At 70.7% G+C, this 26,215-nt stretch carries 22 protein-coding genes; 10 read left to right on the forward strand and 12 right to left on the reverse strand.

Going from position 1 to position 26,215, the window contains the following annotated elements; translation table 11 throughout:
* Positions 1-34 precede the first annotated feature (34 nt).
* Positions 35-910 (forward strand): sugar phosphate isomerase/epimerase, encoded by an 876-nt coding sequence (locus AB0B61_RS26350; RefSeq protein WP_358436794.1) that lies wholly within the window; start codon positions 35-37, stop codon positions 908-910.
* Positions 907-1,563, forward strand: a complete 657-nt coding sequence (locus AB0B61_RS26355; protein WP_358436797.1) for a nucleoside/nucleotide kinase family protein — start codon at positions 907-909, stop codon at positions 1,561-1,563. The genes AB0B61_RS26350 and AB0B61_RS26355 overlap by 4 nt, the downstream gene beginning before the upstream one ends.
* On the opposite strand, the gene AB0B61_RS26360 is transcribed toward AB0B61_RS26355, so the two are convergent.
* Together AB0B61_RS26360 and AB0B61_RS26365 are read right to left on the reverse strand one after the other, a co-directional pair.
* Positions 1,560-4,241 (reverse strand): hypothetical protein, encoded by a 2,682-nt coding sequence (locus AB0B61_RS26360; RefSeq protein WP_358436800.1) that lies wholly within the window; start codon positions 4,239-4,241, stop codon positions 1,560-1,562. The genes AB0B61_RS26355 and AB0B61_RS26360 overlap by 4 nt on opposite strands.
* Before the next feature lie 103 nt (positions 4,242-4,344).
* Positions 4,345-5,340 carry an aminoglycoside phosphotransferase family protein gene (locus AB0B61_RS26365; protein ID WP_358436803.1) on the reverse strand — a complete coding sequence of 332 codons (996 nt, stop codon included), beginning with the start codon at positions 5,338-5,340 and terminating at the stop codon, positions 4,345-4,347.
* Between the two features lie 39 nt (positions 5,341-5,379).
* Between AB0B61_RS26365 and AB0B61_RS26370 the strand changes: the two genes are divergently transcribed.
* The 3 genes from AB0B61_RS26370 (at position 5,380) to AB0B61_RS26380 (ending at position 7,973) form a co-directional block, all read left to right on the forward strand.
* Positions 5,380-5,904: a PadR family transcriptional regulator gene (locus AB0B61_RS26370; protein WP_358436806.1), complete on the forward strand. Its 525-nt coding sequence runs from the start codon at positions 5,380-5,382 to the stop codon at positions 5,902-5,904.
* Positions 5,897-6,562: an ABC transporter ATP-binding protein gene (locus tag AB0B61_RS26375; RefSeq protein ID WP_358436809.1), complete on the forward strand. Its 666-nt coding sequence runs from the start codon at positions 5,897-5,899 to the stop codon at positions 6,560-6,562. Before AB0B61_RS26370 ends, AB0B61_RS26375 begins: the two co-directional genes overlap by 8 nt.
* Positions 6,563-6,635: 73 nt before the next feature.
* Complete coding sequence (locus AB0B61_RS26380; RefSeq protein ID WP_358436811.1) at positions 6,636-7,973, forward strand: FtsX-like permease family protein; 1,338 nt, start codon at positions 6,636-6,638, stop codon at positions 7,971-7,973.
* 9 nt (positions 7,974-7,982) lie between these two features.
* Here the strand turns inward: AB0B61_RS26380 and AB0B61_RS26385 are convergent, their stop codons facing one another.
* The 6 genes from AB0B61_RS26385 to AB0B61_RS26410 all read right to left on the reverse strand — a co-directional run bounded on the left by AB0B61_RS26385 (position 7,983) and on the right by AB0B61_RS26410 (position 13,014).
* A complete protein-coding gene (locus AB0B61_RS26385) occupies positions 7,983-8,468 on the reverse strand; it encodes a DinB family protein (protein WP_358436814.1) in 486 nt (161 codons plus the stop codon).
* Positions 8,469-8,538: 70 nt separating this feature from the next.
* Positions 8,539-9,006 (reverse strand): hypothetical protein, encoded by a 468-nt coding sequence (locus AB0B61_RS26390; protein WP_358436817.1) that lies wholly within the window; start codon positions 9,004-9,006, stop codon positions 8,539-8,541.
* The gene (locus tag AB0B61_RS26395) at positions 8,990-9,790 is read right to left on the reverse strand and encodes a PAS domain S-box protein (RefSeq protein WP_358436820.1); all 801 of its coding nucleotides are present in this window, start codon (positions 9,788-9,790) and stop codon (positions 8,990-8,992) included. The genes AB0B61_RS26390 and AB0B61_RS26395 overlap by 17 nt, the downstream gene beginning before the upstream one ends.
* A gap of 79 nt (positions 9,791-9,869) precedes the next feature.
* Positions 9,870-11,258, reverse strand: a complete 1,389-nt coding sequence (locus tag AB0B61_RS26400) for an amino acid permease (RefSeq protein ID WP_358436822.1) — start codon at positions 11,256-11,258, stop codon at positions 9,870-9,872.
* A 17-nt stretch (positions 11,259-11,275) separates the two neighbouring features.
* Positions 11,276-12,253 carry a MerR family transcriptional regulator gene (locus AB0B61_RS26405; protein WP_358437072.1) on the reverse strand — a complete coding sequence of 326 codons (978 nt, stop codon included), beginning with the start codon at positions 12,251-12,253 and terminating at the stop codon, positions 11,276-11,278.
* Between the two features lie 50 nt (positions 12,254-12,303).
* The gene (locus AB0B61_RS26410; RefSeq protein WP_358436824.1) at positions 12,304-13,014 is read right to left on the reverse strand and encodes a GntR family transcriptional regulator; all 711 of its coding nucleotides are present in this window, start codon (positions 13,012-13,014) and stop codon (positions 12,304-12,306) included.
* Positions 13,015-13,129: 115 nt separating this feature from the next.
* On the opposite strand from AB0B61_RS26410, the gene manD reads away from it, so the two are divergent.
* Genes manD through AB0B61_RS26430 form a run of 4 tightly spaced genes read left to right on the forward strand, consistent with a single transcriptional unit; the run spans position 13,130 to position 18,261 of the window.
* Entirely contained in the window at positions 13,130-14,338 is a 1,209-nt protein-coding gene (gene manD, locus AB0B61_RS26415; protein WP_358436827.1) for a D-mannonate dehydratase ManD, read from the forward strand.
* A complete protein-coding gene (locus tag AB0B61_RS26420) occupies positions 14,335-15,831 on the forward strand; it encodes a mannitol dehydrogenase family protein (protein ID WP_358436830.1) in 1,497 nt (498 codons plus the stop codon). Before manD ends, AB0B61_RS26420 begins: the two co-directional genes overlap by 4 nt.
* A 13-nt stretch (positions 15,832-15,844) precedes the next feature.
* Positions 15,845-17,227, forward strand: coding sequence for an MFS transporter (locus tag AB0B61_RS26425; protein WP_358436832.1), 1,383 nt, complete (start codon positions 15,845-15,847; stop codon positions 17,225-17,227).
* Positions 17,224-18,261 (forward strand): L-idonate 5-dehydrogenase, encoded by a 1,038-nt coding sequence (locus AB0B61_RS26430; RefSeq protein WP_358436834.1) that lies wholly within the window; start codon positions 17,224-17,226, stop codon positions 18,259-18,261. Before AB0B61_RS26425 ends, AB0B61_RS26430 begins: the two co-directional genes overlap by 4 nt.
* Positions 18,262-18,332: 71 nt before the next feature.
* Here AB0B61_RS26430 and AB0B61_RS26435 read toward each other — a convergent pair whose 3' ends face one another.
* A complete protein-coding gene (locus AB0B61_RS26435) occupies positions 18,333-18,761 on the reverse strand; it encodes a hypothetical protein (RefSeq protein ID WP_358436837.1) in 429 nt (142 codons plus the stop codon).
* Between the two features lie 41 nt (positions 18,762-18,802).
* Positions 18,803-19,072, reverse strand: coding sequence for a hypothetical protein (locus AB0B61_RS26440; protein WP_358436839.1), 270 nt, complete (start codon positions 19,070-19,072; stop codon positions 18,803-18,805).
* 251 nt (positions 19,073-19,323) lie between these two features.
* Between AB0B61_RS26440 and AB0B61_RS26445 the strand changes: the two genes are divergently transcribed.
* Complete coding sequence (locus AB0B61_RS26445; RefSeq protein ID WP_358436842.1) at positions 19,324-20,121, forward strand: hypothetical protein; 798 nt, start codon at positions 19,324-19,326, stop codon at positions 20,119-20,121.
* On the opposite strand, the gene AB0B61_RS26450 is transcribed toward AB0B61_RS26445, so the two are convergent.
* Positions 20,102-20,380 carry a hypothetical protein gene (locus AB0B61_RS26450; protein WP_358436844.1) on the reverse strand — a complete coding sequence of 93 codons (279 nt, stop codon included), beginning with the start codon at positions 20,378-20,380 and terminating at the stop codon, positions 20,102-20,104. The genes AB0B61_RS26445 and AB0B61_RS26450 overlap by 20 nt on opposite strands.
* 1 nt (position 20,381) lies before the next feature.
* On the reverse strand, positions 20,382-26,213 hold the full coding sequence (locus AB0B61_RS26455) for a hypothetical protein (protein WP_358436847.1): 5,832 nt from the start codon (positions 26,211-26,213) through the stop codon (positions 20,382-20,384).
* Positions 26,214-26,215: the final 2 nt, after the last annotated feature.

Consider the following 26,215-nt stretch of genomic DNA (forward strand, 5'->3'; position numbering starts at 1 on the left):
CCCCGTACCCAACCACCAAGTAGAAGGCACCACAATGACCACCACGACCAACCCCATCGGCGTGCACGCCCTCGTCTGGGTCGGTGACACCACGCCCGCGTCGGTGGAGCACGCGATCCGCAAGACGAAGGAGGCCGGGTTCGACCTGCTCGAACTGTCCCTGCACGACTCCGCCAACCTCGACGTCGCGGCCGCCCGCGACGCCCTGCGCTCGGCGGGCCTCGGCGTGGCCTGCTCGCGCGGCCTCGCCTTCGACGCCGACGTCTCCAGCGACGACGCCGACGTGGTCGCGCGTGGCGAGAAACTGCTGCACGACTCGCTCATCGTCACCCACGAGCTCGGCGGCACGCACTTCACCGGCGCCCTCTACAGCGCCCTGGGCAAGTACGACCGCCCGCTCACCGACGCCGGGCGCCGCAACGTGGTGACGGTGCTGCGCGGCCTGGCGCAGGAGGCGCGGGGGCGCGGCATGACGCTCGGCCTGGAGATCTGCAACCGCTACGAGACCAACGTCATCAACACCGCGCGCGACGCGCTGCGGCTCGCCGACGACATCGGGGAGGACAACGTCCTCATCCACCTCGACACTTACCACATGAACATCGAAGAGGACGATCTCGTACGCCCGGTGCACGACGTCGGCGACCGGCTCGGCTACGTCCACATCGGCGAGAACCACCGGGGCTACCTCGGCTCCGGTCACCTGGACTTCACCTCCTTCTTCCACGCGCTGGCCGACATCGGCTACCAGGGGCCGATCACCTTCGAGTCCTTCTCCTCGGCCGTGGTGATGCGCGGGCTGTCGAACGACCTGGCCATCTGGCGCAACCTGTGGTCCGACGGCGCGGACCTGGCCCGCCAGGCCCACGGCTTCATCTCCGGCCAGCTCCACGCGAGCCAGGCTCGATGATGACCCTCCACGACCTGGCGGCCCGAGCCCGCTCCCTCGTACGCGACGGCCACCGCGCGGTTCTGGGCATCACGGGCAGCCCCGGCGCCGGCAAGTCCACGCTCGCCGAACACCTGGTCCAGCTGCTGCGACAGGACCGGCCCGCGCTCGACTGGGTGGCGCACGTGCCGATGGACGGCTTCCACCTCGCCGACGTGGAGCTCGAGCGGCTCGGCCGGCGTGACCGCAAGGGCGCCCCCGACACCTTCGATGCCGCCGGGTACGCCGCGCTGCTCCGCCGCCTGCGCCAGGACGAAGATGACGTGATCTACGCCCCCGCCTTCGAACGCGACCTGGAACAGCCGATCGCGGGCAGCATCCCGGTCCCGCGCACCGCCCGCCTCATCGTCACCGAGGGCAACTACCTGCTGCTCCACGACGGCGACTGGGCCCGGGTCCGGCCCGAGCTCGACGAGGTCTGGTACTGCGATCTCGACGAGGACGAGCGCGTGCGACGGCTCGTCGCCCGCCACGAGCGGTTCGGCAAGGAGCACGACGCGGCCGTGGCCTGGGTGATGGGCACCGACCAGCGCAACGCGACCCTGGTCAACGGCACCCGCCCGCACGCCGACCTGGTGATCTCCGACCCGACCCTGCGCACGCTGAAGGCCTAGTCCCGGCCGAAGTGGTGCTCGAGCCGGTCGGCGTCGGCCGGGACGTCGTCGACGGCGATGAGCGGAGTGCGCCCTGTCGCGTGGTCCGCCACCTGGTAGAGGCGGCCCATCATGACCTCGTACTCGGAGCGCAGACCGTGCCGTTCGAACTCGGGCCGCAGCGCCTGCAGGCGTTCGGTGATGAGATCGACATCCTGCCTGGTGAGCGGGTTGTCGACCCAGCCGAACAGGCCGTCGGGGCGCCGCCCGACGAAATTGGCGGCGAAGGGCTGGTCCCGGTGGACGATGATCTGGTCGCTGCCGAACGAGCGCGCGTGGTCGATGGCGAAGAACCGGCCGTCGGCGGTCCGCATCAGGTTGCGGGCGGCCCGGTCCGAGTTCGCCGTCAGCACGTCGAGCAGGCCGATGAGGATCGCGTCCCGCCTGCCCTTGAAGCCGGACAGGAGGTGGGCCACCTCGTTCGCGCTCGAGCCCTTGATGAAGTCGGCGAGCACGGCGCCGTGGGCATACGGGTCGAGCATGGCGCGGGCCACGTTGGCGCCGATCGCCTGCCCCACCTGGGAGACCACCACCTCGATGCGCGCCGGGCGCTGCGCCCTGCCGTACATCTCCTTCCTGATGGCCTGCGGCACGTCGTCCAGCGTGATGATGTCCACTTTTCCATCCGATCCCCGTCCGACAGGGACGTAGGTCGCCTCCTCCGCGTCGATCGCCGCGCGCAGCGACTCGGGAGCCGCCGGTACGCCCGCCCTCGGCGGCTTCACCTCGGCGGCCACCGCCGGCCGTTCGACCCTGGCCTCCGGCACGGCGATGTGCCAGGCACCGTCACCCCGGTGAGGGAACATCGGGCGGCCGTCCTCCGTATAGCCCTGGATGTTCGCGGTGTGCGCCTGCCGGTCGGCGCCGATGTAGACGTACCTGTCGCCCGCGATCACCTCGCGGCCGGTGGTGTCGGCCAGCTCCTGCAACAGGCCGAGGTTGGTGGCGGTCTCGCAGCCGAGCACCCGCAGGGCCGCGTCGGGCGCGGCGACCAGCCGGGGGTCGTGCACGAGCATGGTGCCGAGATCGCCGGCGGTCAGCCGATGCTCGCCGATGAGGAAGTGGGTCCCGTCCGCGGCGACGCCGACGTCGATGATGCCAGAGGTGGGCGACAGCAGCCGCGGGTCCGCGGTGGGCATCGACATGGAACCCGGGTCGCGGTACCACACGCCCGCCGCGACCTCCTCCCTGAAGCGGCCGATCATCGCCGCGTGCCGCGGCTCGAGGGGCGGCGCCGGCTGTACGGGTAACGGGTCCTGCCCGACCTCGACCAGGTAGACCCTGGTCCCGGCCTCGCCGTACGGCGAGATGTAGGCGCCCTCGTGCGCGCCGAGGACCCGCATCTTGGTGCCCGGCGCCTGCGCCACCTGACCGTCGCCGAGGTCCCTGCCCGTTCTGGAGAAGGTGACGACCTCCGTGGGGGCGAGGTGATCGGCGGTGTAGGACCGCGTGTTGAGCACCGTGTCGGGCAGCGTGAACTCGGCGCCCGGCCGCATGTCACTGACTGGGAAGTCGATCCTCCGGTAGACGGTGCCCGCCACCTCGGTTTCCCGTCCGGCGCGGTGCTGAGCGTTCGGTTCATCGCTGTTCCGGCCGAAGTGGTGCACCAGAGTGTCTCCGCCCCGGTTGATCAGCTGGTCGATGCTGCGGCCGTCGGTGCCCTCCCGTACCCGGGCGAGGTCGGTGCGCGACGCGTCCGCACCCCGCGCCACGTGCGGTTCGGGCCCCTCAGGTGCGGGCGCCGGCTCCTGCGGCCGGGGATCCTCTCCCCCGACGCGGGCCGGCCGCTCGGCATCGGGCCGGGCCGCCCCGCCACCGTCGGCGCGGGGACCGTGCGGACTCCAGCTCGCCAGATGGCCGTCCGCGACACTGACCACACCCGAGGTGAACGCCTCGGCCACCACCTTCAAGCTGACCGGCTGACCGCTCAGCAACGCACCCGCCACCGTCGCACCCGCGGACGCCACCCCCGTGTGCCCCATCAACATCCACAACGACCGCGTCGGGAGCGCCCACGCCAGCCCCGTGAGCAACCCGCCGTTCAGCGCCCCCATCCCCGCCGACGTGCCGACCTGCTTCCAGTCGATGGCGTCGCGCCGCGACTGGGTCCCCTGCACGTACAAATCCATCGCGCCCATCAGAAGCCCGAAGCAGGCCACGTTGACCGCCAGGCGCTGCCCGAACTGCCGGACCGTCCACCGCGCCACCTGCGCCCGTGCCTTGAACAGCCCCCGCACCGTCAGCCGACCGGCGGGATGCAGCAGCGCCCATGTCAGCCACAACATCTGCACCACGAACAGCAGCACGGTCAGCTTGATCATCCGCTTGGTGTACTGCACCTGCACACCCAGGTCGTTCAGCCCGATGGCCATGGTGACCAGCTGTTCCACCAGATCGGCCTGCCGCCCCCCGACGACCTCCCCCACCCGTTTCACGAACGCCTTGAGCGCGTCGCCGTCCCAGTCCCCCCGCACCCCGCCGGTCAGCCACTGTCCCGACCCGTCGGCCGTGGCCACGATCCGCCGCGCGGCCCGCACCAACGCGTCGGCCATCCGGAACAGCGCCCGCTCGTCGGCCTGGGGCCAGTCCGAGCCCACCACCCAGCCGACCCACGGCCGCAGCCACCCGGGGATCTCCATCCCGTCAAGCCACATGGAACTCAGCCCTCGGGATCCTCTTCTTTCTTCGGCACACCACGATCTCTCCTACTATGCCGACGTTCGCCGTACTTTGCAGGAGATGTCAGCTGTTTGATGCGGGGGCTGTCAGCTCGCGTACGGTGCCGGTGAGGGCTTCCCACGCTTCACGGGTATCGGCGCTCAGCTCATGGGGCGAACGCAGATCCTCGACGTAGAGGGCCACGTCCTCGATGGCCCAGCGCAGGCGGAAGAGCTCCATGACCTCCGGGTCGGGCCGCCGCCCGGTGAGCTCCGCGTAACGGGCCAGGTCATCCGGCCCGTCGGCGACCAGCCACAGATCCCGCTCGGGCGGCGCCAGCCCCACCGTGTCCCAATCCACCAGCACCGGGCCGCCTTCGACCATCACCACGTTGCCGGGATGCGGCTCCCCATGGGTCACCACGAGGTCCGCGCCGCTCGCCTCATCGACCCGCCGATCGAACTCCGCCAGCCGCTCCCGCAACCGCCCGGCGGAGTCGGCCACCAGAGCGCGGGTGGGCTCCGCGTACGGCCCACCCCGCCAGACCCCGCCCGACGCCTCGATGGCCTCCTCCAGCCGGCCCCGCATCGGGATGCGCAACGGCCGGACGGGAGTCGACGGCGGCGGCGTCGAACGGTGCAACTCGGCGAGCATCTCCACGATCCTCCGGCGCTCACTGGCCGCCAGACGGTCGCCGAACTCCCCAGGTCGCCCGCTGACCAGCGGAAAGACACTCACCGCGTGCCGGGGCCCGAGCAGCTGAAGCGTCTCACCCCCGGCGGCTGCCAAAGGCGCGACGACGAAGTCGAGACCCTGCGCACGCAGGGCGACGGCGGTGTCCATGGCCCGGCGCAGCGCGCTCTCCCCGTCCCCGGCCTGGTCTTTCTGCGTCAGGTCCGCGACCGTGACGAACCATCGCGGTCCATCCGTGTCAGCCGCGATCCAGTGGTAATCCCCGAACCCGACCGGCGCGTACTCCAGTGAGACGGCCCCGATCCCCCACTTCTCCAGGGCATCCCGCAACGCCCGCTCGTCAACTCCCGCCGGCCGGTCCTTCATGCCCGCCAGGTTATCGACCATGATCGCGCTTCACTATTCATTCAATGTATAGTGCTCGCCATGTCGACCGGACATGTGATGCTCGGGCTGCTCGTGGAGCGCCCGAAGCATGGATACGAACTCAAACGCGAGCACGACCGGCGCCTGCCCGGCGCCAAGCCGCTCGCCTACGGCCAGGTGTACGCGACGCTGCAGCGCCTGCAGCGCGACGGGTTCGCCGAGGTCGCGGAGACGATGCAGGACGGTGGGCCGGAACGCACGGTGTACGCCATCACCGGCGAAGGGCTCGCCGAGCTCACCCGGTGGCTGGACGGGGTGGAGGCGCCCGCGCCGCACCTGTCCAGCGCGCTGCTGTCGCGTGTGGTGGTGGCGTCCGTGGCCAACGGCGCCGCCGACGGCTACCTGTCCCGGCAGCGGGCCGCGCACCTGGCGCGGATGCGCGAGCTCACCGCGGAGCGCTCGGCGGGCTCCCCCGCCCAGGCGCTGGCCGCCGACTACGCGCTCCAGCACCTCGACGCCGACCTGCGCTGGATCGAGACGGCCATGCGACGGCTGGCCGACCTGAAGGAGGACTCTCATGCTTGAAGCGCGCGCGCTGCGCAAGACGTTCGCCTCGACCGTCGCCTTAGACGGCGTCTCCCTGGAGATCGGCGCGGGCGAGATCGTGGCGATCACCGGGCCGAGCGGATCCGGCAAATCCACCCTGCTGCACTGCCTGGCCGGGATCATCCGCCCGGAGTCGGGCGAGGTCCTGTTCGACGGCAAGCGGATCGACACGCTAGACGAGACCCAACGTACGAACCTGCGCAGGCAGAGCTTCGGCGTCGTCTTCCAGTTCGGCCAGTTGGTGCCCGAGCTGACCGCGGCGGAGAACGTGGCGCTGCCGCTGCTGTTCGACCGGCACGGCCGCCAGGAGTCGCTGAACACCGCCCGCTCCTGGCTGGAGCGCCTGAACGCGGCCGAGTGCGGCGAGCAGCGGCCCGGCACGCTGTCCGGCGGCCAGACGCAGCGCGTCGCCATGGCCCGCGCGCTGGTCACCGGCCCGCGCGTGGTCTTCGCCGACGAGCCGACCGGCGCGCTCGACTCGCTGGCCGGCGAACAGCTGATGGACGAGCTCACCCGTACGGCCCGCGCGGACGGCATCACCCTGGTGATCGTCACGCACGACAACCGGGTGGCCGCCTACGCCGACCGGGAGCTCGTGTTGCGCGACGGCGAACTCGCGGCGGAGGTGGCCGCGTGATCAACGTCCAATGCGCCATCGCCGTCCGCCACGTGATCGCCGTTCTACGCGCGCTCGCGGCGGAGGTGAGCGCGTGATCGCCGTGATCGCTGTGATGCGCATGCTCGCCAAGGGCGGGTCGCGACGCGAACGGATTCGGGGGCGCCTCATGACCACGGGGGCGGCGCTCGCGACCTTCCTGTTCTGCGTCGCGGTGAGCCTGCTCCAGGCATGGGACGCCCGCGTCGACGCCTTCTTCAGCGACGAAGGGCGCGCCTTCACCTCGCTGGGGCTGGCCCTGCTGATCCTCCCGGCGATGGCCTTCCTCTACCAGGTGAGCCGGCTGGCCGGCGCCACCAGGGAACGGCGGTTGGCCGCCCTTCGGCTGGCCGGGGCCACGCCGCGCCACGTGCGCCTGCTCGGGGCGTACGAGGGTGGGTGGCGGGCGGCGCTGGGCGGGTTGATCGGCATCGCGGTGTACCTGGTGATCGACCTGGCACTGTCGTGGCCGCTGCCGCTGAACCGCCCCCTCCTGATGCCGGCGATCCTCGCCGTAGTGACCTTCAGCGGCACGTACTCAGGACTGAAGGCGGGACGGCACGTGGTGTCCTCTCCGCTGGGCGTGGTCCGGCGGGCGCAGCCGACCGGCCCGAGGGTGCTCGACCTGGTGCTGGTCGCGGCGGGGATAGGGGCGCTCGCCACCGTGGCGACCCGCAAGGGCCGAGACTTCATCAGCGAGTATGTCGGGCTGATCGGGCCGTACGGCCCGGCGTTGATCATGGCCATCGGCATGGTGCTCCTTCTGTTCGGCCTGGTCCTCGCCACCGCATGGCTGATCAGAGCAGCCGCACGGTGGGCAGGGCGGCGCGCTCGGACGGCCGAGACCCTGCTCGCGGCCCGGCTCGTCGAAGCCGACCCACGGGGCTGGGCCCGCGCGCTGTCAGTGGTGGGACTGACCGTGTTCTTCGGCGCCGCCGAGGGCGCCCAACAGGGGATCATCTTCACGCAGGATGACCTCTCCAACTGGCCGACGGTCTATCTGCTGATAGACCTCGCCCTGCTGGTCGCGCTGGCCACCTCAGCCGCCGCCCTCGTCGTGCATCAGGCGGAGGCGCTGCTGGATCATCGACGATCGTTCGCGGCTCTGGCCGCCGCCGGCACGCCCGCGCCCGCCTTGGGCCGGGTCCTCATCCGCCAGGCGCTCACCACGTCGATCCCGGTGTGCCTGGTCGCCGCCCTCACCGGGGTGAGCTTCGTCCTGATCTCCACCGGTGCGTACGGCTACCAGGAACAGCCGGAGGCGCTCATCTGGGTGGCGACGCGCATGATCCTCATGGTGCTGATCGGCGTAGGGACGGCAGTCCTGGTGGCCAGAGCCGCCCGTCCCCTCCTCCGCCGCACCCTGCACCCGGACGAGCTCCGCACCGAGTGACGGGCCGGGCTACGTCAGGACGAGCCAGGTTCGGCCATCGGTCAGCTCGCGTGCCGCGTCCAGGTGCCCGGCATGACACGCCGTCTCGGTGATCACATGCAGGATGACCGTGAACAGGTCCCGGGGCGGCGGGTCACCGAAGAGCTCGGCGGGCCACCAGGCCGGTTCGGCGTCGAGAGGCGTGGCGGCGATGACGGCGTTCGCCAGCTCGATCTCCCGCCGGTACAAGTCCAGCACGGTCTCGACCGGCTCGTCGGGGGCGACCTGCCAGGCGGCGTCCCCGCTTTCGAGCTCGACCGATTCGCCGGCCACGACGGCGCGGAACCAGAACCGCTCGACGTCGAGGGCGAGGTGGCGGACGAGTCCCAGGCACGTCCACCCCGACGGCAGCACCGGCCGCCGCAGCGCCTCCGCCGGAAGGCCGTCCAGGATCCCGAGCACATGCTCACGCTGGCTGTTCAGGGACGCGAGGAGCGTCTCCGTCTCCTTGGTCATGATCGGTTCCTCCACCGTTCGAGGTGGCGCCGATCTTAGCGACCTCCCGCGAAGTGATGACAGACCCGCCTCATTCCGCCGTTCGGGGGCGCGGCGGATGTCCGATCATGAACGGGCCGGTGGTCTCGGAGATGGCCACGGGAGAGAGTCCCGCCGCGATGAGCTGGGCGCGCAGCGCGATCACGGTACGTTCGAGGGCGCGGATCTGGGCCTGGAACTGGCTGATCCGCTCGCGCATCGCGGCCGCGCTGGTCTGCTCGCTGACCAGGTCGGCGCTGACCTGGGCGGCTTGGCCCTGCAAGCGGGCCACCTGCCTCTCCATCTGGGTCAACGCGTCTTCGTAGATCGTTTTGGCGCGGACGAAGGCGTCGGCGTCCACCTTGGAGCGTTCGAGCTCGGCGTGGCGTTCGGCCTGCATCAGCGCCGTCTGCTGCGTCTTCTTGTTGGCGTCGGTGGCCGAGCGGAAGGCGAGGTAGGCCACGCCGAGCGGGACGATGCCGACGGAGAGCTGGATGAGGATGTTACTCAGGTTGGACACTGCCGCCTCCGACTGGCCGCACCACGCCGGTATAGGTGACGCCGTCATCGCTGTGCCAGGCGTTGACGGTCAGGGCGATGGCGAATTCGCTGCCGTCGCGGTGCAGGCCGACCAGCGGGATGTCCCGCCCGGCCAGCTCGGAGCGGCCGGTGGAGCCGACCCGGGCCAGGCCGGCGGCGTGCTGGCCGCGGAATCGGGGCGGCATCAGGATCGTTAGCGACCGCCCGACCGCCTCGTCGATGGTCCAGCCGAACAGGGTCGCGGCCTGGGGATTCCACGACTGGATGACACCGGCGCCGTCGGCGACGATGACGGCCGCCGCGTCGGCCCGGCCCCCCGGGAAGCGGCTCACGACGACGGCCTCGGGCCAGGTGGCGATCAACGCGATCCAGCCGCCGAAGGCCAGCCAGACCGCGCCGCCGACCCACCCCCGCGGGTTGACGCCGGTGAACGTCGAGAGCAGGTAGACCAGGCCGTACATCATGAGCAGCGCGGTAGCGGCGGCGAAGGCCACCCGGTCCGAGCGCATGAACATCTGCACCAGGCACAGAGCGCCGGTGGCGCACCAGACCAGCGCCCAGACGGTCAAGGGGGCGATGGAGGCCAGCATGGCGTATCCGGGGGCGACCCGCTGGTCGGCCGGCACGAACGCGAGGGACGCGGCGATGGCCATGCTCAGCAGACCGACGAACGCCAGGGAGGCGCCGCGCCGCCCGATGCGACGCAGAACGCGGGCGATCGTACGGCGAAAGAGGGGGGTGCCGACAGCGGCTCTGTTACTCACGGTGGTTAGGCTAATGCACATAGTTAGCGATCGAGAGGTTATCCACACGCCACCCGCGCGGCCTCACCCCTCGGGAGCGTCAGGCCAGCTGAGAGTGCCGGCGGCTGTAGCTGAAGTAGATGATCAGCCCCAGCACGAACCATACGGCGAACCGCAGCCACGTCAGCGGGTCCAGGAACGTGATCAGCCAGATCGAGAAGAGCGCGCCGAGGGCCGGCACCACCGGCATGCCCGGTGTGCGGAACGTGCGCGGCAGCTCGGGCTGCCGGTAGCGGAGCACGATCACCGCCACGCACACGACCACGAACGCCAGCAGGATCCCGATGTTCGTCAGCTCGGCGGCCTCCCGGATGGGCAGGAACCCGGCGATCACTCCCGACGCGACCCCCACGATCCACGTGACCCTCGTGGGCACCCGGCGTACCGGGTGCAGCTTGGCGAACCACTGCGGCAGCAGCCCGTCACGGCTCATCGAGAACCAGACCCGGGTGACACCGAGCATGAAGGTGAACATGACCGTGAGGATGCCCACCACGGCGCCGGCCGCGATCAGCGAGGCCAGCCCGGACAGCCCGACGGAGGCGAACGCCGTGGCGAAGCCGCTCTCTGGGTCGATGTCGCGGTAGTTCTGCATGCCGGTGAGCACGAGCGTGGCCAGCACGTACAGGATCATCGAGATGGTCAGCGAGTAGATGATCGCCCTTGGCATGTGCCGCCGGGCGTCCCGCGACTCCTCAGCCGCGGTGCTCATCGCGTCATAGCCGAACACCGCGAAGAACACGGTGGCGGCCCCGGTGATCGCGCCGCTGATCCCGAACGGGAAGAACGGCGTGTAGTTGGCGGGCTTGATGTAGAAGAACCCGACCACGATCACCAGCAGCACCACGGCGATCTTGATGGCCACCACCCACGTCTCGAACCTGGCGGCGGCGCGGATGCCGAGGTTCAGCAGGTACGCGATGAGCAGGCACAACAGGACCGCGAACAGGTCCACCACGTGCCCGGTGCCGGTGCCGGGCGCGCCGAGCATCCACGCGGGCAGCGTGAAGCCGAGTTGCTGGACGAGGAAGCCGAAGTAGCCCGAGATGCCGATGGCCACGACCGCGACGATGGCGGTGTACTCCAGCAGCAGGTCCCAGCCGATGAACCAGCCGACGATCTCTCCCAGGACCGCGTACCCGTAGGTGTAGGCGGAGCCCGACTTCGGGATCATGCCCGCGAACTCGGCGTAGGAGAACGCGGCGGCGGCGCTGGCCACCCCCGCGATGAGGAAGGACACCAGCACCGCCGGCCCCGCCGTCTGGTTGGCGACCGCGCCGGCCAGGGCGAAGATTCCCGCGCCGATGATGCCGCCCACTCCGATGGCGGTGAGCTGCCACAGGCCGAGCGACCTGGACAGCTCCCCCTCGTGCTCGGTGGCGATCTGCTCCACCGGTTTGCGCCTGAAGACACCTCGCGAAGAGACCATGACGCCCCCATCAATGGCTACTTGCGTCCCTCTTTCCCCTCTGAGCTGGCACTATGCGCTTTTAGGAGACCGGCTCGCAGGGCGCGGATGAACCAGTCGAGCGCCGGCGCCAGGCTTTCCGGTGCGGACCAGCCGTTGATCACCGCGAGCAGCCGGAGGTAGCGCTCCCGGCGGGGGTCGTTCGCGCTCTCCAGCCGGACCAGCAGGCGGCGCCGGAGATCGGCGTCGTCGGGGCAGTCGAAGACGTGCGCGTATCGAGCTGTGACCGCCGCCACGACCGCCTCGGCCCCGGGCGAGGCCGGATCGAGGCCGGCCGCCAGGGCCGGGGCCGCCTCCTCGCGGACCATCGCGGCGGAGCCGCGGCGCAGGACCGTGGTGTCGCCCTGGGCCCGCTCGGCCGCGAGCTGCTCGGCCATGTGCCGCATGACGGCCCGGAAGTCCGGGTCCTGGGACAGCTCAGCGAGCTCCACCCACGCCTCGACCTGCTCGGGCTCGGGATCGTCGGGCAGTTCGGGGGTCATCGAGTGTCTGATCCCGACGAACCCGGGGTTGGCGTCCAGGCCGCCGAAGGCGGTGTCGAGGAAGTCGCCGATCAGCCGGTGGCGTTCGTCCTCGGAGAGCTTGGCCAGCTTGTGCATGAGATCCGTCTCCTCTGCTGTGGACCCGCGCCTGGCCACCGCCGTCAGCACCGCGCGCCGCAGCCGCAACGTGCGGATCCGCACCGCCAGCGCGTCGGCGTGCGCCGCGGCGACCTCGGCGAGCGAGACCTCCCGGTCCACGACCTTCCGGATCGTGGGCAGGTCCAGCCCCAGGTCGCGCAGCGTCCGCACCAGTTCGAGGCGGGCGAGGGCGTCGACGCCGTAGCGGCGGTAGCCGGCCGGGCTTCGGTCGGTCGGCGGCACGATCCCGCGGTCGGAGTAGAACCGGATGGCCTTGACCGTCAGTCCGGTCCGCCGTGCCAGTTCGCCGATCGAGTAGAGCGTGTCGCCGTCCATGCCTTCCACTCTTGTGCCTCCCCTTAGTGGAGACTCAAGCGCACATCCCGTTACTCCCAGACGACGACGTTGCGGCGGACCGGAGCCGAGCCGGAGTCCGTGGCGAACAGCTCCGGCGAGTGCTCCCGGATGCGTTCGACGTCGTTGAAGACCGCCCTCAGGTGGGTGCGCATGGCCGTGCGGGCCAGCACCACGTCGCCGCGGACCACCGCGTCGAGGATCTCGACGTGCTGGGCGGCGAAGCTCGTCGGGGAGGTCACATGGAGGCCGAGCCGGCGCGCGCGGTCGAGATGCCCCTTGGCCGAGGCCACGGTCGTCCAGGCGCTGCCGTGCCCGCTCAGCCGCAGCAGACCCTGGTGGAAGGCCTCGTCGAGGGCGAAGAACCCCTCGATGTCGAGGTCCGGCTGCTGCTGGTCCCTCAGGTTCTGCCGTAGCTCCTCGACCAGGTCGGCATCGAGCGCGGCGGGCAGGTCGTCGAGCGAGGCCATCTCCACGGCCTCGCGCAGGAACTGCGCGTCGGCCACCCTGGCCGGGTCGACGCGGGAGACGAACGAGCCGACCTGGGGGAAGATCTGGACCAGCCCCTCCTCGGACAGCAGGATCAGGCTCTCCCGGACCGGTGTGCGGCTCACCTTGAGCGCGGCCGCGAGCTCGTTCTCGGACAGAGCCGTCCCCGGCGGGAGCTCGAGGGTCAGGACCTTGCGGCGCAGGGCCTCGTAAACAGTGCGACGACTGGTCCGCCGCTGGTTCGATCCGGCCACACGCCCACCCTACCCGGTCATCGCACAACTAGTATTGCGCATCTGTGCGACAGATGCTTGTATATCAATACTGCTCGACTACAGAGTGTCGGAGATCGTCCGAAGGAGTGGACCTGTGAGCAAGATCGAGCGTGCCGAGGTGTTCGTCGCCTCCCCGGGGCGGACCTTCGTCACCTTGCGCATCACGACCTCGGACGGTGTGACCGGCCTCGGCGACGCCACGCTGAACGGCCGCGAACTGGCCGTCGCGAGCTACCTGCAGGAGCACCTCGTACCGCTGCTGATCGGCAAGGACCCGGCGCGGATCGAGGACATGTGGCAGTACCTCTACCGTGGCGCGTACTGGCGCCGCGGCCCCGTCACGATGACGGCCATCTCCGCCGTGGACACGGCTCTGTGGGACATCAAGGGCAAGGTCGCCGGTCTGCCGGTCTACCAGCTGCTCGGCGGGCGCTCCCGTGACGGCGTCATGGTCTACTCGCACGCCAGCGGCATGGACGTCCCCTCCCTGCTCGACGACGTCGAGCGGTTCCTCGACCTCGGCTACAAGGCCGTCCGCGCCCAGGCCGCCGTCCCGGACGTCGGCGGCACCTACGGGATCCGCAAGGGCAAGGTGTACGAGCCAGCCGCGAACTCGCTACCCGACGAGCAGCCCTGGGACACCGAGGCCTATCTCGGGTTCGCCCCGACCTACCTCGAAGCCGTACGCGAGCGCTTCGGCTTCGGCTTCCACCTCCTGCACGACATCCACCACCGGCTCACGCCGATCGAGGCGGCCCGCTTCGGCAAGCGGGTGGAGGACTGCCGGCTGTTCTGGATGGAGGACCCGACACCGGCCGAGAACCAGGAGTCGTTCCGGCTCATCCGTCAGCACACGACGACGCCGATCGCGGTCGGCGAGGCGCTGACCTCGATCTGGGACGTCCAGCACCTGATCACCGAGCAGCTCATCGACTACGTGCGCACCACCGTCGTCCACGCCGGCGGGATCACGCACCTGCGCCGGATCTTCGACCTGGCCGCGCTCTACCAGGTCAGAACCGGTTCCCACGGGGCGACGGACCTCTCACCGATCACCCTGGCCGCCGCGGTGCACGTCGACCTCTCGGTGCCGAACTTCGGCATCCAGGAGTACATGGGCCACCCGGACGAGGCCGCGGAGGTCTTCCGCAGCGGGGTGACGCTGGCCGACGGCATGCTCAACCCGTCGGAGGAGCCCGGTCTCGGCGTCGAGTACGACGAGAAGGAGGCCGCGCGCTTCCCCTATGAGGCTCGCTACCTGCCCGTCGCGCGGCACCTCGACGGCTCGGTGCATGACTGGTGAAGACCTCGATCCTGCCCTCGCTGAGCCTCGCCACGCTCGACCGGATCGCTCCCGACCTGCGCCCGGCCGTCGATCCCCGGGAACTGCGCCCGAAGGTCGTCCACTTCGGCCTCGGCGCCTTCCACCGGGCCCACCAGGCGGTCTACACCGAGAGCGCGGCTGCCCGTAGCGGCGAGCCGTGGGGGATCGTCGCCGTGGCCCCACGCTCGACGCGGGTGGTCAAGGCGATGCGCGTGCAGGACTGCCTGTACTCGGTGGCCGAGCGCCACCCCGCGGCCACCACCACCCGCGCGATCGGGTCCATCGTCAGCGCCCTGGGGATGCGCCAGGACGCCGACCGGGTCGACGAGCTGCTCGCCGATCCCGGCGTCACGGTGGCGACCCTGACGATCACCGAGGCGGGCCACTACCGCCGCCCCGGAGCCGACGGGCTCGACACCGGCGCCCCGGAGATCGCGGCGGACCTCACGGCGGTGCGGACCGCGGACATCACCACGGTCGTCGGCCGGCTCGCCGTGGGGCTCGCCGCCCGGATGCGGGCCGGTGGCGCCCCGATCAGCGTCGTGTCCTGCGACAACATGGCCGCCAACGGCGCCGCGCTCGGCACGGTGGTACGCGGCTTCGTCGAAGCCTCGTCGTGGCCGGACCGGCAGGCCGTCCTCGACTGGATGGCGACGTCGGTGGCCTTCCCCTCGACGATCGTCGACCGCATCGTGCCGGCGACGACCGACGCGGACCGGGAGGCGGCCCGCGCGGCGCTCGGCGTGTGGGATGAGGTGCCGGTGGTCGGCGAGCCGTACCGGCAGTGGGTCCTGGAGGACTCCTTCGCCGGCCCCCGGCCGTCATGGGAGCTCGACGGCGCCCTGTTCGTCCCGGATGTCGTGCCGTACCAGCTCACGAAGCTGCGGTTGCTCAACGGGTCCCACTCGGCCCTGGCCTATCTCGGCGCGGCGGCCGGGTGCGCGACGATCGCCGACGTCCTGGAGACCGGCTGGGGTGAGCGGCTGGTCCGGGCGCTGAGCGCGGAGGTCGCGCCGACGCTTCCCAGCGGTGGTCCAGACCCGGTCGCCTACACTGATGACCTGGTCAAACGGTTCCGTAACCCCAGGATTCGGCACCTGCTCCGGCAGATCGGCTCCGACGGCTCCCGGAAGATCCCGGAACGCTGGTTCGGCGCCCTGCGCTCACTGCGCGCCGCCCGCGCCGCCACCCCGGCGCTCGAACTCGCGCTCGCCGCCTGGGCGAACGCCACCCGCCCCGCCGACGGCGACCAGCCTTCCGGCGCCACAGATCCCACCAGCCAGTTGTTCGGCACGACGGACCCGGCCGCCGCGACGCTGGCGGCCTGCTGGCACGGGGTGGCCGACCACGAAGACACCATCCGCCGCCTGCTTCACGTGCTCGGCGCGGCGGACCTAGCCGGTGACGGCGCGCTCGTCGCCGGCACCGCCGCCCGGCTGCCCGCTCTGCGGGCCGGGCACGTCGAAATCTGACCCGGAGTTCACGATGACAGACAGCACGCACATGGAGCCCGCGGGCGCCGTGACCAGAACGACCCGCGACCTCGTCAGGGCGGCCATGTCCGGCTGGCTCGGCACGGCGATGGAGTTCATGGACTTCCAGCTGTACTCGCTGGCGGCCGCCATCGTCTTCAACAAGATCTTCTTCCCGGACGTCAGCCCGGCCATCGGGCTGATCGCCGCCATGGCCACCTACGGCGTCGGATACGTCGCCCGGCTCGCCGGCGCCATCTACTTCGGCCGGATGGGCGACCGGATCGGCCGCAAGAAGGTCCTGATCATCACCATCCTGCTGATGGGCGCCTCGACCACCCTGATCGGCGTACTGCCGACCTACGCGGTGATCGGCATCCTCGCCCCGATCCTGCTGGTCGCCCTGCGGCTCATCCAGGGCTTCGGGGCCGGCGCCGAGATCGCCGGGGCCACCGTCATGCTCGCCGAGTACGCCCCTGTACAGCGTCGCGGCCTGGTCTCCTCGCTGGTGTCGCTCGGCACCAACACCGGCACGCTGGCGGCGTCGGGCCTGTGGGCGATCCTGCTCGCGGTGCTCAGTGAGGATCAGCTGCTCACATGGGGCTGGCGGGTGCCGTTCCTGCTGAGCTTCGTGCTCATGGTCTTCGCGGTCTGGGTACGCCGCAACCTCAAGGAGAGCCCGGTCTTCGAGGAGCGCCCCGACGTCGTGGACGGCGTCGCGATGTCCCGTACGCAGGCCGAGGCCGCCTTCCAAGAGAAGGACAAGGGCGTGCTCGAGGCCGGGCTCCGGCAGCGCAAGGGCAAGGCGTTCTTCCTGGCCCTCGGCCTGCGGTTCGGCCAGGCCGGCAACTCAGGCCTGGTCCAGACCTTCCTCGTCGGCTACATCGCCGCCACGCTGCTCGTCGACCGGTCGATCCCGACCAGCGCCATCGTCTACGGCTCGCTGGTGGGCTTCGTCACCGTGCCGGTGGTGGGCCTGCTCGGCGACCGCTTCGGCCGCCGCCCCATGTACATCGCGGTCACCCTGCTGACCATCGCCTTCGCGTTCCCGATGATGCTGATGATCATCTCTGGCAGCACGGCGGCCCTGATGCTGGGCATGATCCTGGGGCTGAACATCGGCGTCCTGAGCCTGTTCTCGCTGGAGAGCGTCACGATGGCCGAGCTGTTCGGCTCCCGGACCCGCTTCACCCAGCTCGCCCTCGCCAAGGAGATCGGCGGCATCCTGGCCACCGCCATCGGCCCGGTCGTGGCGGCCACCCTCACCGCCGTCACCGGCAGCTGGTGGCCCATCGCGGCGATGCTCGTCGTCTACTCGCTCATCACCCTGCTGTCCGCGGTCCTCTCACCTGAGACTCGCGGGCGCGACCTGGTCCGGTTGGAGGACGCGGTATGAAGTCGGCCGTCGTACACGGTCCCGGTGACCTCCGGATCGACGAGCGCCCCGAGCCAGTGGCGGGGCAAGGGCAGGTCCTGCTCGCCATGGAGTGGGGCGGGATCTGCGGCTCCGACATCTCGTACTGGAAGAACGGGGCGTCCGGAACCGCCGTGCTCAAGCACCCGCTGGTGCTCGGGCACGAGGTCGCCGGCCGGATCGCCGGGCTCGGCACGGGCGTCAGCGGACTGGCGGTCGGGCAGCCGGTCACCGTACACCCGGCCGAGCTGGTCGGTGACGGCCGCCTGCCCGACCGGCTCGCCGGCCGCACGAACCTCTACCCCCAAGTCCGCTACTTCGGGTCGGCCGCCTTCGACCCGCACACCGACGGCGGGTTCAGCGAGTACCGGGTGGTCCGCGCGGCACAGATCCGGCCGCTGCCCGAGGGCGTGGACACCGAGCGCGGCGCCCTCGCCGAGCCCCTCGCGGTGGCGATGCACGCCGTGCACCGGGCCGGGGACCTGCGTGGGAAGACCGTGCTGGTCAACGGCTCCGGCTCGATCGGCTCGCTGGTCGTGGCCGCCGCGAAACACCGCGGGGCGGCCACGGTCATCGCCTCGGACATCTCCGCGACCTCGCTCACCGTCGCCCGGGCCATGGGCGCGGACGAGACCGTCGACGTCAGCGGGGACGCGACGCTCCCCCAGGACGTCGAGCTGGTCTTCGAGGCCTCTGGCAGCCCGGCCGCGCTCGGCTCCGTCCTGCGGGCGACCGCCCGTGGCGGCACCCTCGTCCAGGTCGGCAGCCTGCCCGGTACGGCCGTCTCCGCGGCCCTCGGCGACCTGGTGACCAGGGAGATCACCTGGATCGGCTCCTACCGCTTCGCCGAGGAGATCGACGAGGCCCTGAGCGCCATGCGGGACGGCCTCGACGTCTCCCCGATCATCAGCCACCGCTTCGACCTCGACCGGGCGGCCGAGGCACTCGCCATCGCCGCCGACCCCGCGAGCGGCAGCGGCAAGGTGATGCTGCGGCTCGGCGGGACGGCGGGGTGAGCACGGGCCAGGCCGCGTCGGCGACGCGGTGAACCGGGGTCAGGAGGCTTCGGCGGTGCGCTGAGCTTGGGTCAGGAGGCTTCGGCGGCGCGGAAGGTCTTCAGCGCCTCGGGGCCGAAGTAGGCGCCATAGCTCGTGGTGGTGTTGCGCAGCGCGTGCGCGGAGATCTGGTAGCCGGTCCCGGTGACCTTGTTGAAGTCCTGGAACCACGGCCCACCGCTGGAGCCGCCGCCCATGTCGCACACCATCGCGTACTTCATGCTGTAGCTCGCCGCCACCGAGGCGCCACTGCAGTACTGCAGTGTACGACCGCCGTTGCCGTTGCTGGGGTAACCGAGCAGCAGGTTCGAGGAGCCGGCGGCGGTCGCGTTGAACCGGATGCCCTGCGCGCCCACGGTCTGCTGGATCTTCTTGCCCTTCACCGGATTGACGACCAGCATGCCGAAGTCGAACGGCGGATAGTGAGCGTTGTCCTTGATGTACCCGGACCAGATGTACATGGTCCGCGCCGCGAACTTGCCGTACGGAGCCGCGCCGTTCTTTAGGCCGGGACGAAGACGAGGTTCTTGCTCCACTTGCCCTTGTCGTCGACGAGCGCGTGCCCCACGGTGACGACCACGTCGCCGTCCTTGCTCCGCACCACGTTGCCGGAGGCCACGAAGTCGTTGCCGGCGGCGCCGGTGCCGAAGACCTTGCCCGCCTGCTTGACGATGAGGCCGCCGGACTTCCAGGTTTGCTGCTTGGCGGCCGACGTAGCGTACGGAAGGACCGAGCGGTTGGTCTGGGCGGCTACCGTGGCCGGGAGGTCCACCTGCGGCCCGGCGGCCTCGGAACGACACGCTCCGCCGGGGCCGCGCCCTCCGCCGGCGCCACCAGCGGCTCGGCGTCACGCATGCGCTCCGGCGTCCAATAGTCGCCGGTTCCGTTGCAGGTCCACCCCCGTAGCGCGTCCTGGCGTTCGATTCCAGCCGGATGGTGCCAGTAGCCCGGTATGGTCATGAGCACCGGCCGAGGCTGAGGCGGCTAGGTTCTTTGTCACGCGGGATGTTTGGTGGAGGAATGATGTGGGAAGTTGAGTTCGCCACGCTTTCGGCCGTCGCCGCGCGCCAAGGAGGGCTGATCACGGAGGCGCAGGTCGCCAGGATGGAGATCGACAAGCAGGCGCTGCTCCGGTTCGCCGAGTGCGCGCTGCTGTACGAACTGGACTGGTCGGTCTATCAGTTCGCGTGGGCGTCCTTGGGACCGCGTTACGTCTATCCGCTGGCCGCCTGGCTGGCGACCATGCCCGAGAGTTTCCGCTGGGAGAGGTCGCAGTCCCCCCATGAGGACGCCGTCCTCTCGCACGAGTCGGCCTGCCGCCTGTACGGGCTGGGAGTCGTGCCGAGCCCTTTGGTGACCTTCACCGCCCCGCAGGAGTTCGAGGGTCCCCGGGCAACGAAAATCCATGGCGCGTCTCTGAGACCGGATGATGTGGCCGTGGTCGAGGGGGTTCCGGTGACGACCCCTCGTCGCACGATCGTCGATGTCGCGGCCGGCTGGGCCGAGCACGGCGAGCTGCGTCGTGTCCTGATGGACGCCGTGCTGAAGGATCTCGTCGATCTGCGTCAGATCCACGCCGACCTGGCGCCGCTGGCGCGACGGCACGAGTTCCCGGAAGACGGCGCGGAGTTCGTGGCCTACTTCATCCCGGACATCTCCCCGGCCGGTTTGTCCCCCCGCAACCAGCGGAGCTACGCCGCCCTGGCGCACCCGGACCGGGTGGCTCAGCTCCAGCCCGGCGTGGCGCGGCTGATTCCGGAGGCCGGGGATGAGACGTTGAGCTGGGACATAGCCGCCGAGATCATCGGGCGGATCGGGTAGGCGCCGGTTCGTCCGGATACAGGTCCCGCCACAGGCGCCGCAGGAACAACTGCGTGCTGCCGTCGCTGTACCGCACGGTTCGGTACAGCGAGGGCGCCTGCTCGGGAAAGGCGAGAGCATGGCGCAGCTCCGCCTTGAACCGGGTCATCTCCGCGTCTGCCGGCCGTCCGGCCAGCCGTTTCAGGCTCTCGTAGGCTTCCTCGTCGGCGTCGGGATGGCAGTGGACGCCGCAGATGCGGACCAGCGTCGAATTCGTCATCTCACCCATCTCCCGCAGGTGGCGGGTCCACGAACATCGTGGAGATCTCGTACCCGTCCCTTTGCCGGTTGACCTGGAAGAAGAACTCGACGGTGCCGGCCTCGAAGCTCCGCATGGGCGCGGCCTGCGGCTCCGGCACGCCCGGCTCCTCGCCCGCGCGCCGCGCCCCGACCCAGATCGACCGGTTCGCGACGGCATTCTCCGCGCTGCCGTCGACCGGCACGATCCGGAATCCGGCGCAGTACAGATGACCGTCGGGGCCGAGCAGGTCGTCGATCGGCAAGGACACCCGGCCGGGGCGCCGGTCGGGGTCGAACGGGGTAGCGAGAGCTTCGCGCATGACCGGGTGCTCCAGGCTGCGCGCGAAGGCGACGGCGAAGGCGACGAGATCGTGGATGGCCGTGGCCGTGTCAGGGCAGCGGTGCTCCCTGTCCCCCGGCCGGAACGCGTCGGTCGCGCGGGCCCGCAGGTTCTCGTCGAGCTGTGCCGGATCTTCGAGGCGGGCGACGCGGCCATGGAGCCTGCCGTCGGCGGCGAATGCCCCGTGCCGGGCCAGATGATGACCCTGCCCCTGGTCGATGGTGACGATCACGCGCTGGACGGCGGGGTCCAGGCGGGCCGCGGCGGCCAGCCACGGCCGAGCGGCTGCGTGTCGCGCGATGTAGGCGGCGGCCTCCCGCGTGCTCACCTCCGGCAGCCCCGCCCTGGTGGCGTCGAACCGGTCGAGCACCTGGCGCGGCGTCGGCTGCCCGTCCCCGATGGGGACGTCCAGCCGGTCGGCGTACGGCCGCACCTGCGGCGCCGTCACGCGGCCGACCGCCTCCCCCAGGTCACGGACCTCCGACGGGTCGAGCTGGAAGAGCCGCAGGTCCTCAAGGGCCTGGCGGGCGAAGCCCGGCGAATCGAGCAGGGACTTGATCGCGTTCGTGACCGCGGCGGCGCGTTCGCCCGGATCCAAGCCGTAGGCCCGGGAGATCCGGACGGCGTCCACGTCGAGGCGGGAGCGATCGAGGTGCAGCACGGTGTACGGATGCGCCAGGGACCCGCCTTCGTACTCCTGATCGACGGTGAACTGCGGCTCCAGCACGCCCAGCAGGGCGAGCCGGATACCGTGCCACTTGCGGCCGACCTCCTCGGGCGTCCTGGCGTCCACGCTCGTCCATCGGCGCAGCTGCTCGGCGTAGTACGCGCTTCGCTTCCAGTCCTGCTCGCTCCAGTACGTCCAGCGGTCACCGTCGAGCGTGGCAGTGCGGCCCAGCCGGTCCGGCCACAGATCCAGCTCACCGCTGCTCACCAGCCGGTTGATCCGGTCCACTGTGACCGCGACGCGGGCCGGGTAGTAGACGGCGACGGGCTGGCCTCGGCGGTTGGCCGGGTCGGGCAGGTCGGGGCCGAACAGCAGCCGCCGCATCGCCGGAAGCGGAGCCTGGATGGTCCGCGCCGTGACGAACCTCGTGACGGGCCGCCCGCCCGAGTCGAAGCGCGGATTGCGCTGCTCGTCGAGGACCGGCTCGAAGTGGCCGTAAGCCCAGTCCTGCCAGTACAGCTGCCAGCGGTTGCCCTTGTTCCCGTCGTGCTCCCTGGCCTCGAAGTAGACGGTGGGCACACCGAGCATGGCCGGGATCTCCAGCGCCCCGCTCTCCATCCCGATCTGCACCACATCGTGCTGGGTCGTCAGCTGATGGAAGAACAGGCCCTGCTCGGCGTAGCTCAGGGCCTGCCCGTCGTTGCGCCCGGCCGTCCAGAACTTCACCAGCGTCTCCGTGTCGACCCCGTCCAGCACCCCTTCCTGGCGCCAGGCCTCTTCTAACTCGGCACGGCCCGCGAAGACGTCGTCGCCGAGCAAGACGACACGTCGCCCGGGGTGCCGCGCGCGCAGCGCCTCGATCGTCTGGCGCAGGACCTCGGGCCGGGTGTCCAGGTGCGGGCCGTGCCGGCCGCCCACCGGCTGGCCCCGGGTGTCACGGACCCAGAGCAGGGCGTACTGGCCGGCCTGCCCGTTGGCCCGCGAGAGCCGGTCGACCACCGCCTGGGCGCGCGCCGTGCGCCGAGCCGCCGTCATCTCCTCCGGCCCCAGCATCGCGTCCACCATGCGCTGCCGCGCCGAAACCGGGTCGGCCTGGATCGCCCGCAGCGCGAAGAGCTGAGCCCGCATCCACTGCGACTCGCTGTAGTGGCTCTTCTGGCTCGTGTTGGCGAACGCCAGCCGGACCCGGTGCGGTTCGACGCCGTAGTCATCGACCAGCCGCTGCCGCAGGGTCAGGGCGTCCCGCAGCGGCTTGGCATGCAGCTCGATGAGATCGTCGATCAGAGCCGCAGGACCGGTGCCGTTGACGCCGCGTCCCTTGACCATCCGGTACATCGCGGCGGCGTTGGCCTCATCCAGCGTGATGCCGCTCGGCACGGCGCCCAGGTAGGCCCGGTGGGACTGATGGGCGTCCCACTGGAAGGTCTTGAAGCCGCGGTCCGGCTCGTAGGCGATCTCGACAGTCGTGTCCGGATCGGCCATCAGCGCCGCCGCGTGACTGTACAGCTCGCCGCGCTGGTGGGCGTAGAAGCGCAGGTGCTTGAAGTGCTGGTTGTCCGGGCCGGGGACGCGGGTCAGCTCGACGTACCCGCTGTCGTACATCATCCGGCCGCGGATGAAGTCGACCTTCTCGGCGGGGGAGAGGTCCGTGCGCTGCTTGAGCCGCGACAACTCCGCGTCGAGGTCGCCCGCGGACAGCCGATCCCACATCGCGATCATGTCCGCGGACGCGTGGACCACCGACGCCGGAGCGGTGCTGGGCACCCCCAGCTGCCGTACGTCCGCGGCGCCGTCCGGCGCGACCGTGTCACCGGAAACGTCCGGAGCCGGCGCGTCGTCCGTCCCCACCCAACGCCGGAGGTCGGGGTCCCAGCGGCTCGGCGGCGGCGCCTCGTCTGCCAGCAGCGGATCGAGGAACGCCCGCGCCACCGGAATGGCCTCGGTGAGCCCGGCGTACGGCAGACCGGGCGTCGTCCTGGCGTACTGGTCGAACTTCCGGAACCAATCCGGGCTGGGAATCTCGAACGCCGACGGCACCTTCAGGTTCTCGCCCTGCTCCAGCCGCCAGGCGAACTCCGCGTGCAGCATCGCGTGCGTGGCCGGGCCGTCCCACGACGAGTTCAAAATGATCATCAAGATGTCGACCAGGTCCTGGCACCGGTACGGCAGGTCACCCGCCTTGCAGCTGAACAACCCCTTACCCCGGGCGACGCAGTCGTGGCAGCGCGTCTCCAGCGTTCTGATGCCATGCGTGTAGATGCCCGACACCTTGTGTGCCAGCGTGTCGTGGTAGGAGATGACCCGCAGGTTCGGGCTCTCGTCGGAGTGCCCGGTCGAGAGGATCTGCCGGGGGAAAGGGATGATCTCCGGTTCCTTCCACACCGCACGGGTACGCGGCGGGGCGAGGTCCACGCTGAGCCGCATGATCTCCATGTCACCGCAGTAGACCGTGTGCCCCATCCTGACCGCCTTGCCGTGCAGAATGTACGTCTTGGAGTCCCGCACGAATCTGAGCTGGTCACCGTGATCGCGGGCGAGCGCCGCCTCATACTCATCGGCCATCGCGTCCGGATCCGGGTCCCCCGACATGCGCACGAGATCGATGTCGGTACTCGCCCGCCCGCCCGGATTCCTGGAGAGGATCGCCTGACCGCCCTTGAGCATCCAGTCATCGGGATTGGCGGCGAAGATACGGCCGATCGCACGCTGGAGCGCGAACTGCTGCAGCTCGTCGAGCGCTGACGTCCCGCGCCGGTGAGCTTCGGCGCGTACCTGGCTCATCAGATCGCGCCAGAACCCCAGGAACTGCCGGGGCTCACTGTCCGCGTTCCGGTCGCCGGTCGGGCTGCGGCTGGAGCCGACCCCATCGCTTCGGTCCTCGGCCGGGTCGTCTACAGGCGCTTCCCGCGAGACAGCGCGTTCGGACGGAACATCGCCCTTGCCGGCTAGGAGGTCAAAGAAGCTCCGGCCGCCCATCGCCGGATCGGCGGTGCTCCCCTGCGGACGCCGAGAGGGGGCGTCCTCTGCGGTACGCGGGCTGTCGCCAGGGGTGTCCGGCTGCACCACGGCTGCCGGCTCGGCCCTGCCGGCGGTGTCGGTCTGGGTGGAGCTGAGGTTGTCCCGCACCTTGTCGAACGAGGGATCACCGTTGACGGCGGCGCTGTCCGGCGGGACGTGGGGCGTCTCGTGGTGGCTCGCCTGCGTGACATCCGCACGGTCGGCCACGTCTGCGCGACCCGTCGCCTCCGCGTGTCCCGCTGCCTCTTGGTGATTCGCTGCCTCTTGGTGATCCGCCGCCTCAGCGCGATCTATTGCCTGCGCGTGCTCGGTCGTCTCCGTGGGACCCGCCGGTCGTGGGCGGTCGGGCTGGTTCGCCCGCTCTTGTGACTGCTGGTGTGGCTGTTCCGGCCGCTGCGCCGCCCTCGCCGTGCCGGCCTCCGTCCTGGATGCCGGCGCCTTGCTGTCCGGTACGCCCCGAGCATCCGTACGTTCCCGAGAAGCGACGTCCTGGACGGGGAAGCCCCTGGTCTCGACCGGCCCACCACCAGCAGGCACGTCCGGAGGCGCCGAGGCCGCAGCCGCGGCGGTGGCGGCCATGCGGGCCGTGTCACTGGCCAAGGCGGCGGTGACGGCCGTGTCGAGGGCCTGGCGCGGATGGCTGATCGCGCTCATGACGTCGACGCTGAACGGGCTGATCGTGTTCGTCCGCCCCACGCCCGCCACGACGCCGCCGAGCAGCGATTCCGCGGTCGGCATGTCCCACTTGCCGTACACGATGCCATTGGAGACCATACCGGCCGGCGCCGAGATCACCGCGTTCGTGAGGCCGGTCTGCAACGCCCTGCCGGGAAAGCGCATGACGGCGTTGAGCGCTCCGGCGGCATCGCCGGCGGCGGCGTTGAGCGACCTGATCCCGGGCATCCGCCCGACGAACCCGGCCACCGGCCCGGCCACCTTGGACGCGAGCACCGCGCCCGAGGCGTCGCCCAGGATCGTGGAGGCGGTCTTCTGCCCGTCCCACTGTGTACGGGTGCCCCGATCCAGCTGCTCCTTCTGGGCGACGTAGTCCATCAGGAAGCCCTCACCGATCTCCTCGGGAATCTCCCTGAGCATGTGGCTGGCCGCCGCCCTGGCCAGCAGCCCCTTGCCGGCCTGCCGGCCGCCCAGCGCGGCGAGCTTCGGCGCCTGCTTGATGGCGGCCGCCCCGGCGTACCTGCCCTTCGCCACCCGTTCCAGCCAGGTGAACACCTTGTCCATGAACGTCCGCAACCGGCCGGCGAACCTGCCGATCAGCGGCGTCAACACGCCCGCGCTGGCCGCCGTCGCGAACGCGGAGATGGCGATGGACGAGACCGTGATCCAGAATCCGGCGTTGATCAGCAACTTGGCGTACTGCGTCTCACGCGCGTAGCTGTCGTGCTGGAGGGCGTACGCGTGCGCCAGCGCGGCGAGGGCCGGGATGCCCTTCCCCTCCGCGAGCAACTGGTCGGCCTGCCTCTTGAACTCCTCGGCCGACGGCCCGAAATACCCCTGCGTGATCAGGTCACGCGCCGGACCCCCGGCCGCCGCGAACTCCAGCGCCGCCTGGCTCCAGTCCTCGAAGGCGGCGGCCAGCGCCGCCTCGCCGGACTCGCTGGCCTCCGGCCACATCTGTCCCGAGGACAGCAGCGCGATCAGCGCGTCGCACCACGCGGGCAGAGCCGTCCCCCACGCGGGCGTGATGTCCGTGGCGTAACCGCCACTGCCGATCGTGTCGTCCTGCCCGGCCAGGGGGCTGGTGACCGGGGTACTGACGTTTCGGGTCACGC

It is taken from the genome of Nonomuraea sp. NPDC049158 (genome assembly GCF_040648335.1).
GTDB lineage: Bacteria > Actinomycetota > Actinomycetes > Streptosporangiales > Streptosporangiaceae > Nonomuraea.

Bases quoted from the DNA above. Each gene is read 5' to 3' on its own strand.
- AB0B61_RS26370 (WP_358436806.1), top strand. From the start codon at position 5,380: ATGTCGACCGGACATGTGATGCTCGGGCTGCTCGTGGAGCGCCCGAAG.
- AB0B61_RS26365 (WP_358436803.1), bottom strand. From the start codon at position 5,340: ATGGTCGATAACCTGGCGGGCATGAAGGACCGGCCGGCGGGAGTTGAC.
- AB0B61_RS26350 (WP_358436794.1), top strand. From the start codon at position 35: ATGACCACCACGACCAACCCCATCGGCGTGCACGCCCTCGTCTGGGTC.
- AB0B61_RS26400 (WP_358436822.1), bottom strand. From the start codon at position 11,258: ATGGTCTCTTCGCGAGGTGTCTTCAGGCGCAAACCGGTGGAGCAGATC.
- AB0B61_RS26375 (WP_358436809.1), top strand. From the start codon at position 5,897: ATGCTTGAAGCGCGCGCGCTGCGCAAGACGTTCGCCTCGACCGTCGCC.
- AB0B61_RS26355 (WP_358436797.1), top strand. From the start codon at position 907: ATGATGACCCTCCACGACCTGGCGGCCCGAGCCCGCTCCCTCGTACGC.
- AB0B61_RS26385 (WP_358436814.1), bottom strand. From the start codon at position 8,468: ATGACCAAGGAGACGGAGACGCTCCTCGCGTCCCTGAACAGCCAGCGT.
- AB0B61_RS26425 (WP_358436832.1), top strand. From the start codon at position 15,845: ATGACAGACAGCACGCACATGGAGCCCGCGGGCGCCGTGACCAGAACG.
- AB0B61_RS26435 (WP_358436837.1), bottom strand. From the start codon at position 18,761: ATGTACATCTGGTCCGGGTACATCAAGGACAACGCTCACTATCCGCCG.
- AB0B61_RS26360 (WP_358436800.1), bottom strand. From the start codon at position 4,241: ATGGAGATCCCCGGGTGGCTGCGGCCGTGGGTCGGCTGGGTGGTGGGC.
- AB0B61_RS26430 (WP_358436834.1), top strand. From the start codon at position 17,224: ATGAAGTCGGCCGTCGTACACGGTCCCGGTGACCTCCGGATCGACGAG.
- AB0B61_RS26445 (WP_358436842.1), top strand. From the start codon at position 19,324: ATGTGGGAAGTTGAGTTCGCCACGCTTTCGGCCGTCGCCGCGCGCCAA.
- AB0B61_RS26405 (WP_358437072.1), bottom strand. From the start codon at position 12,253: ATGGACGGCGACACGCTCTACTCGATCGGCGAACTGGCACGGCGGACC.
- AB0B61_RS26450 (WP_358436844.1), bottom strand. From the start codon at position 20,380: ATGACGAATTCGACGCTGGTCCGCATCTGCGGCGTCCACTGCCATCCC.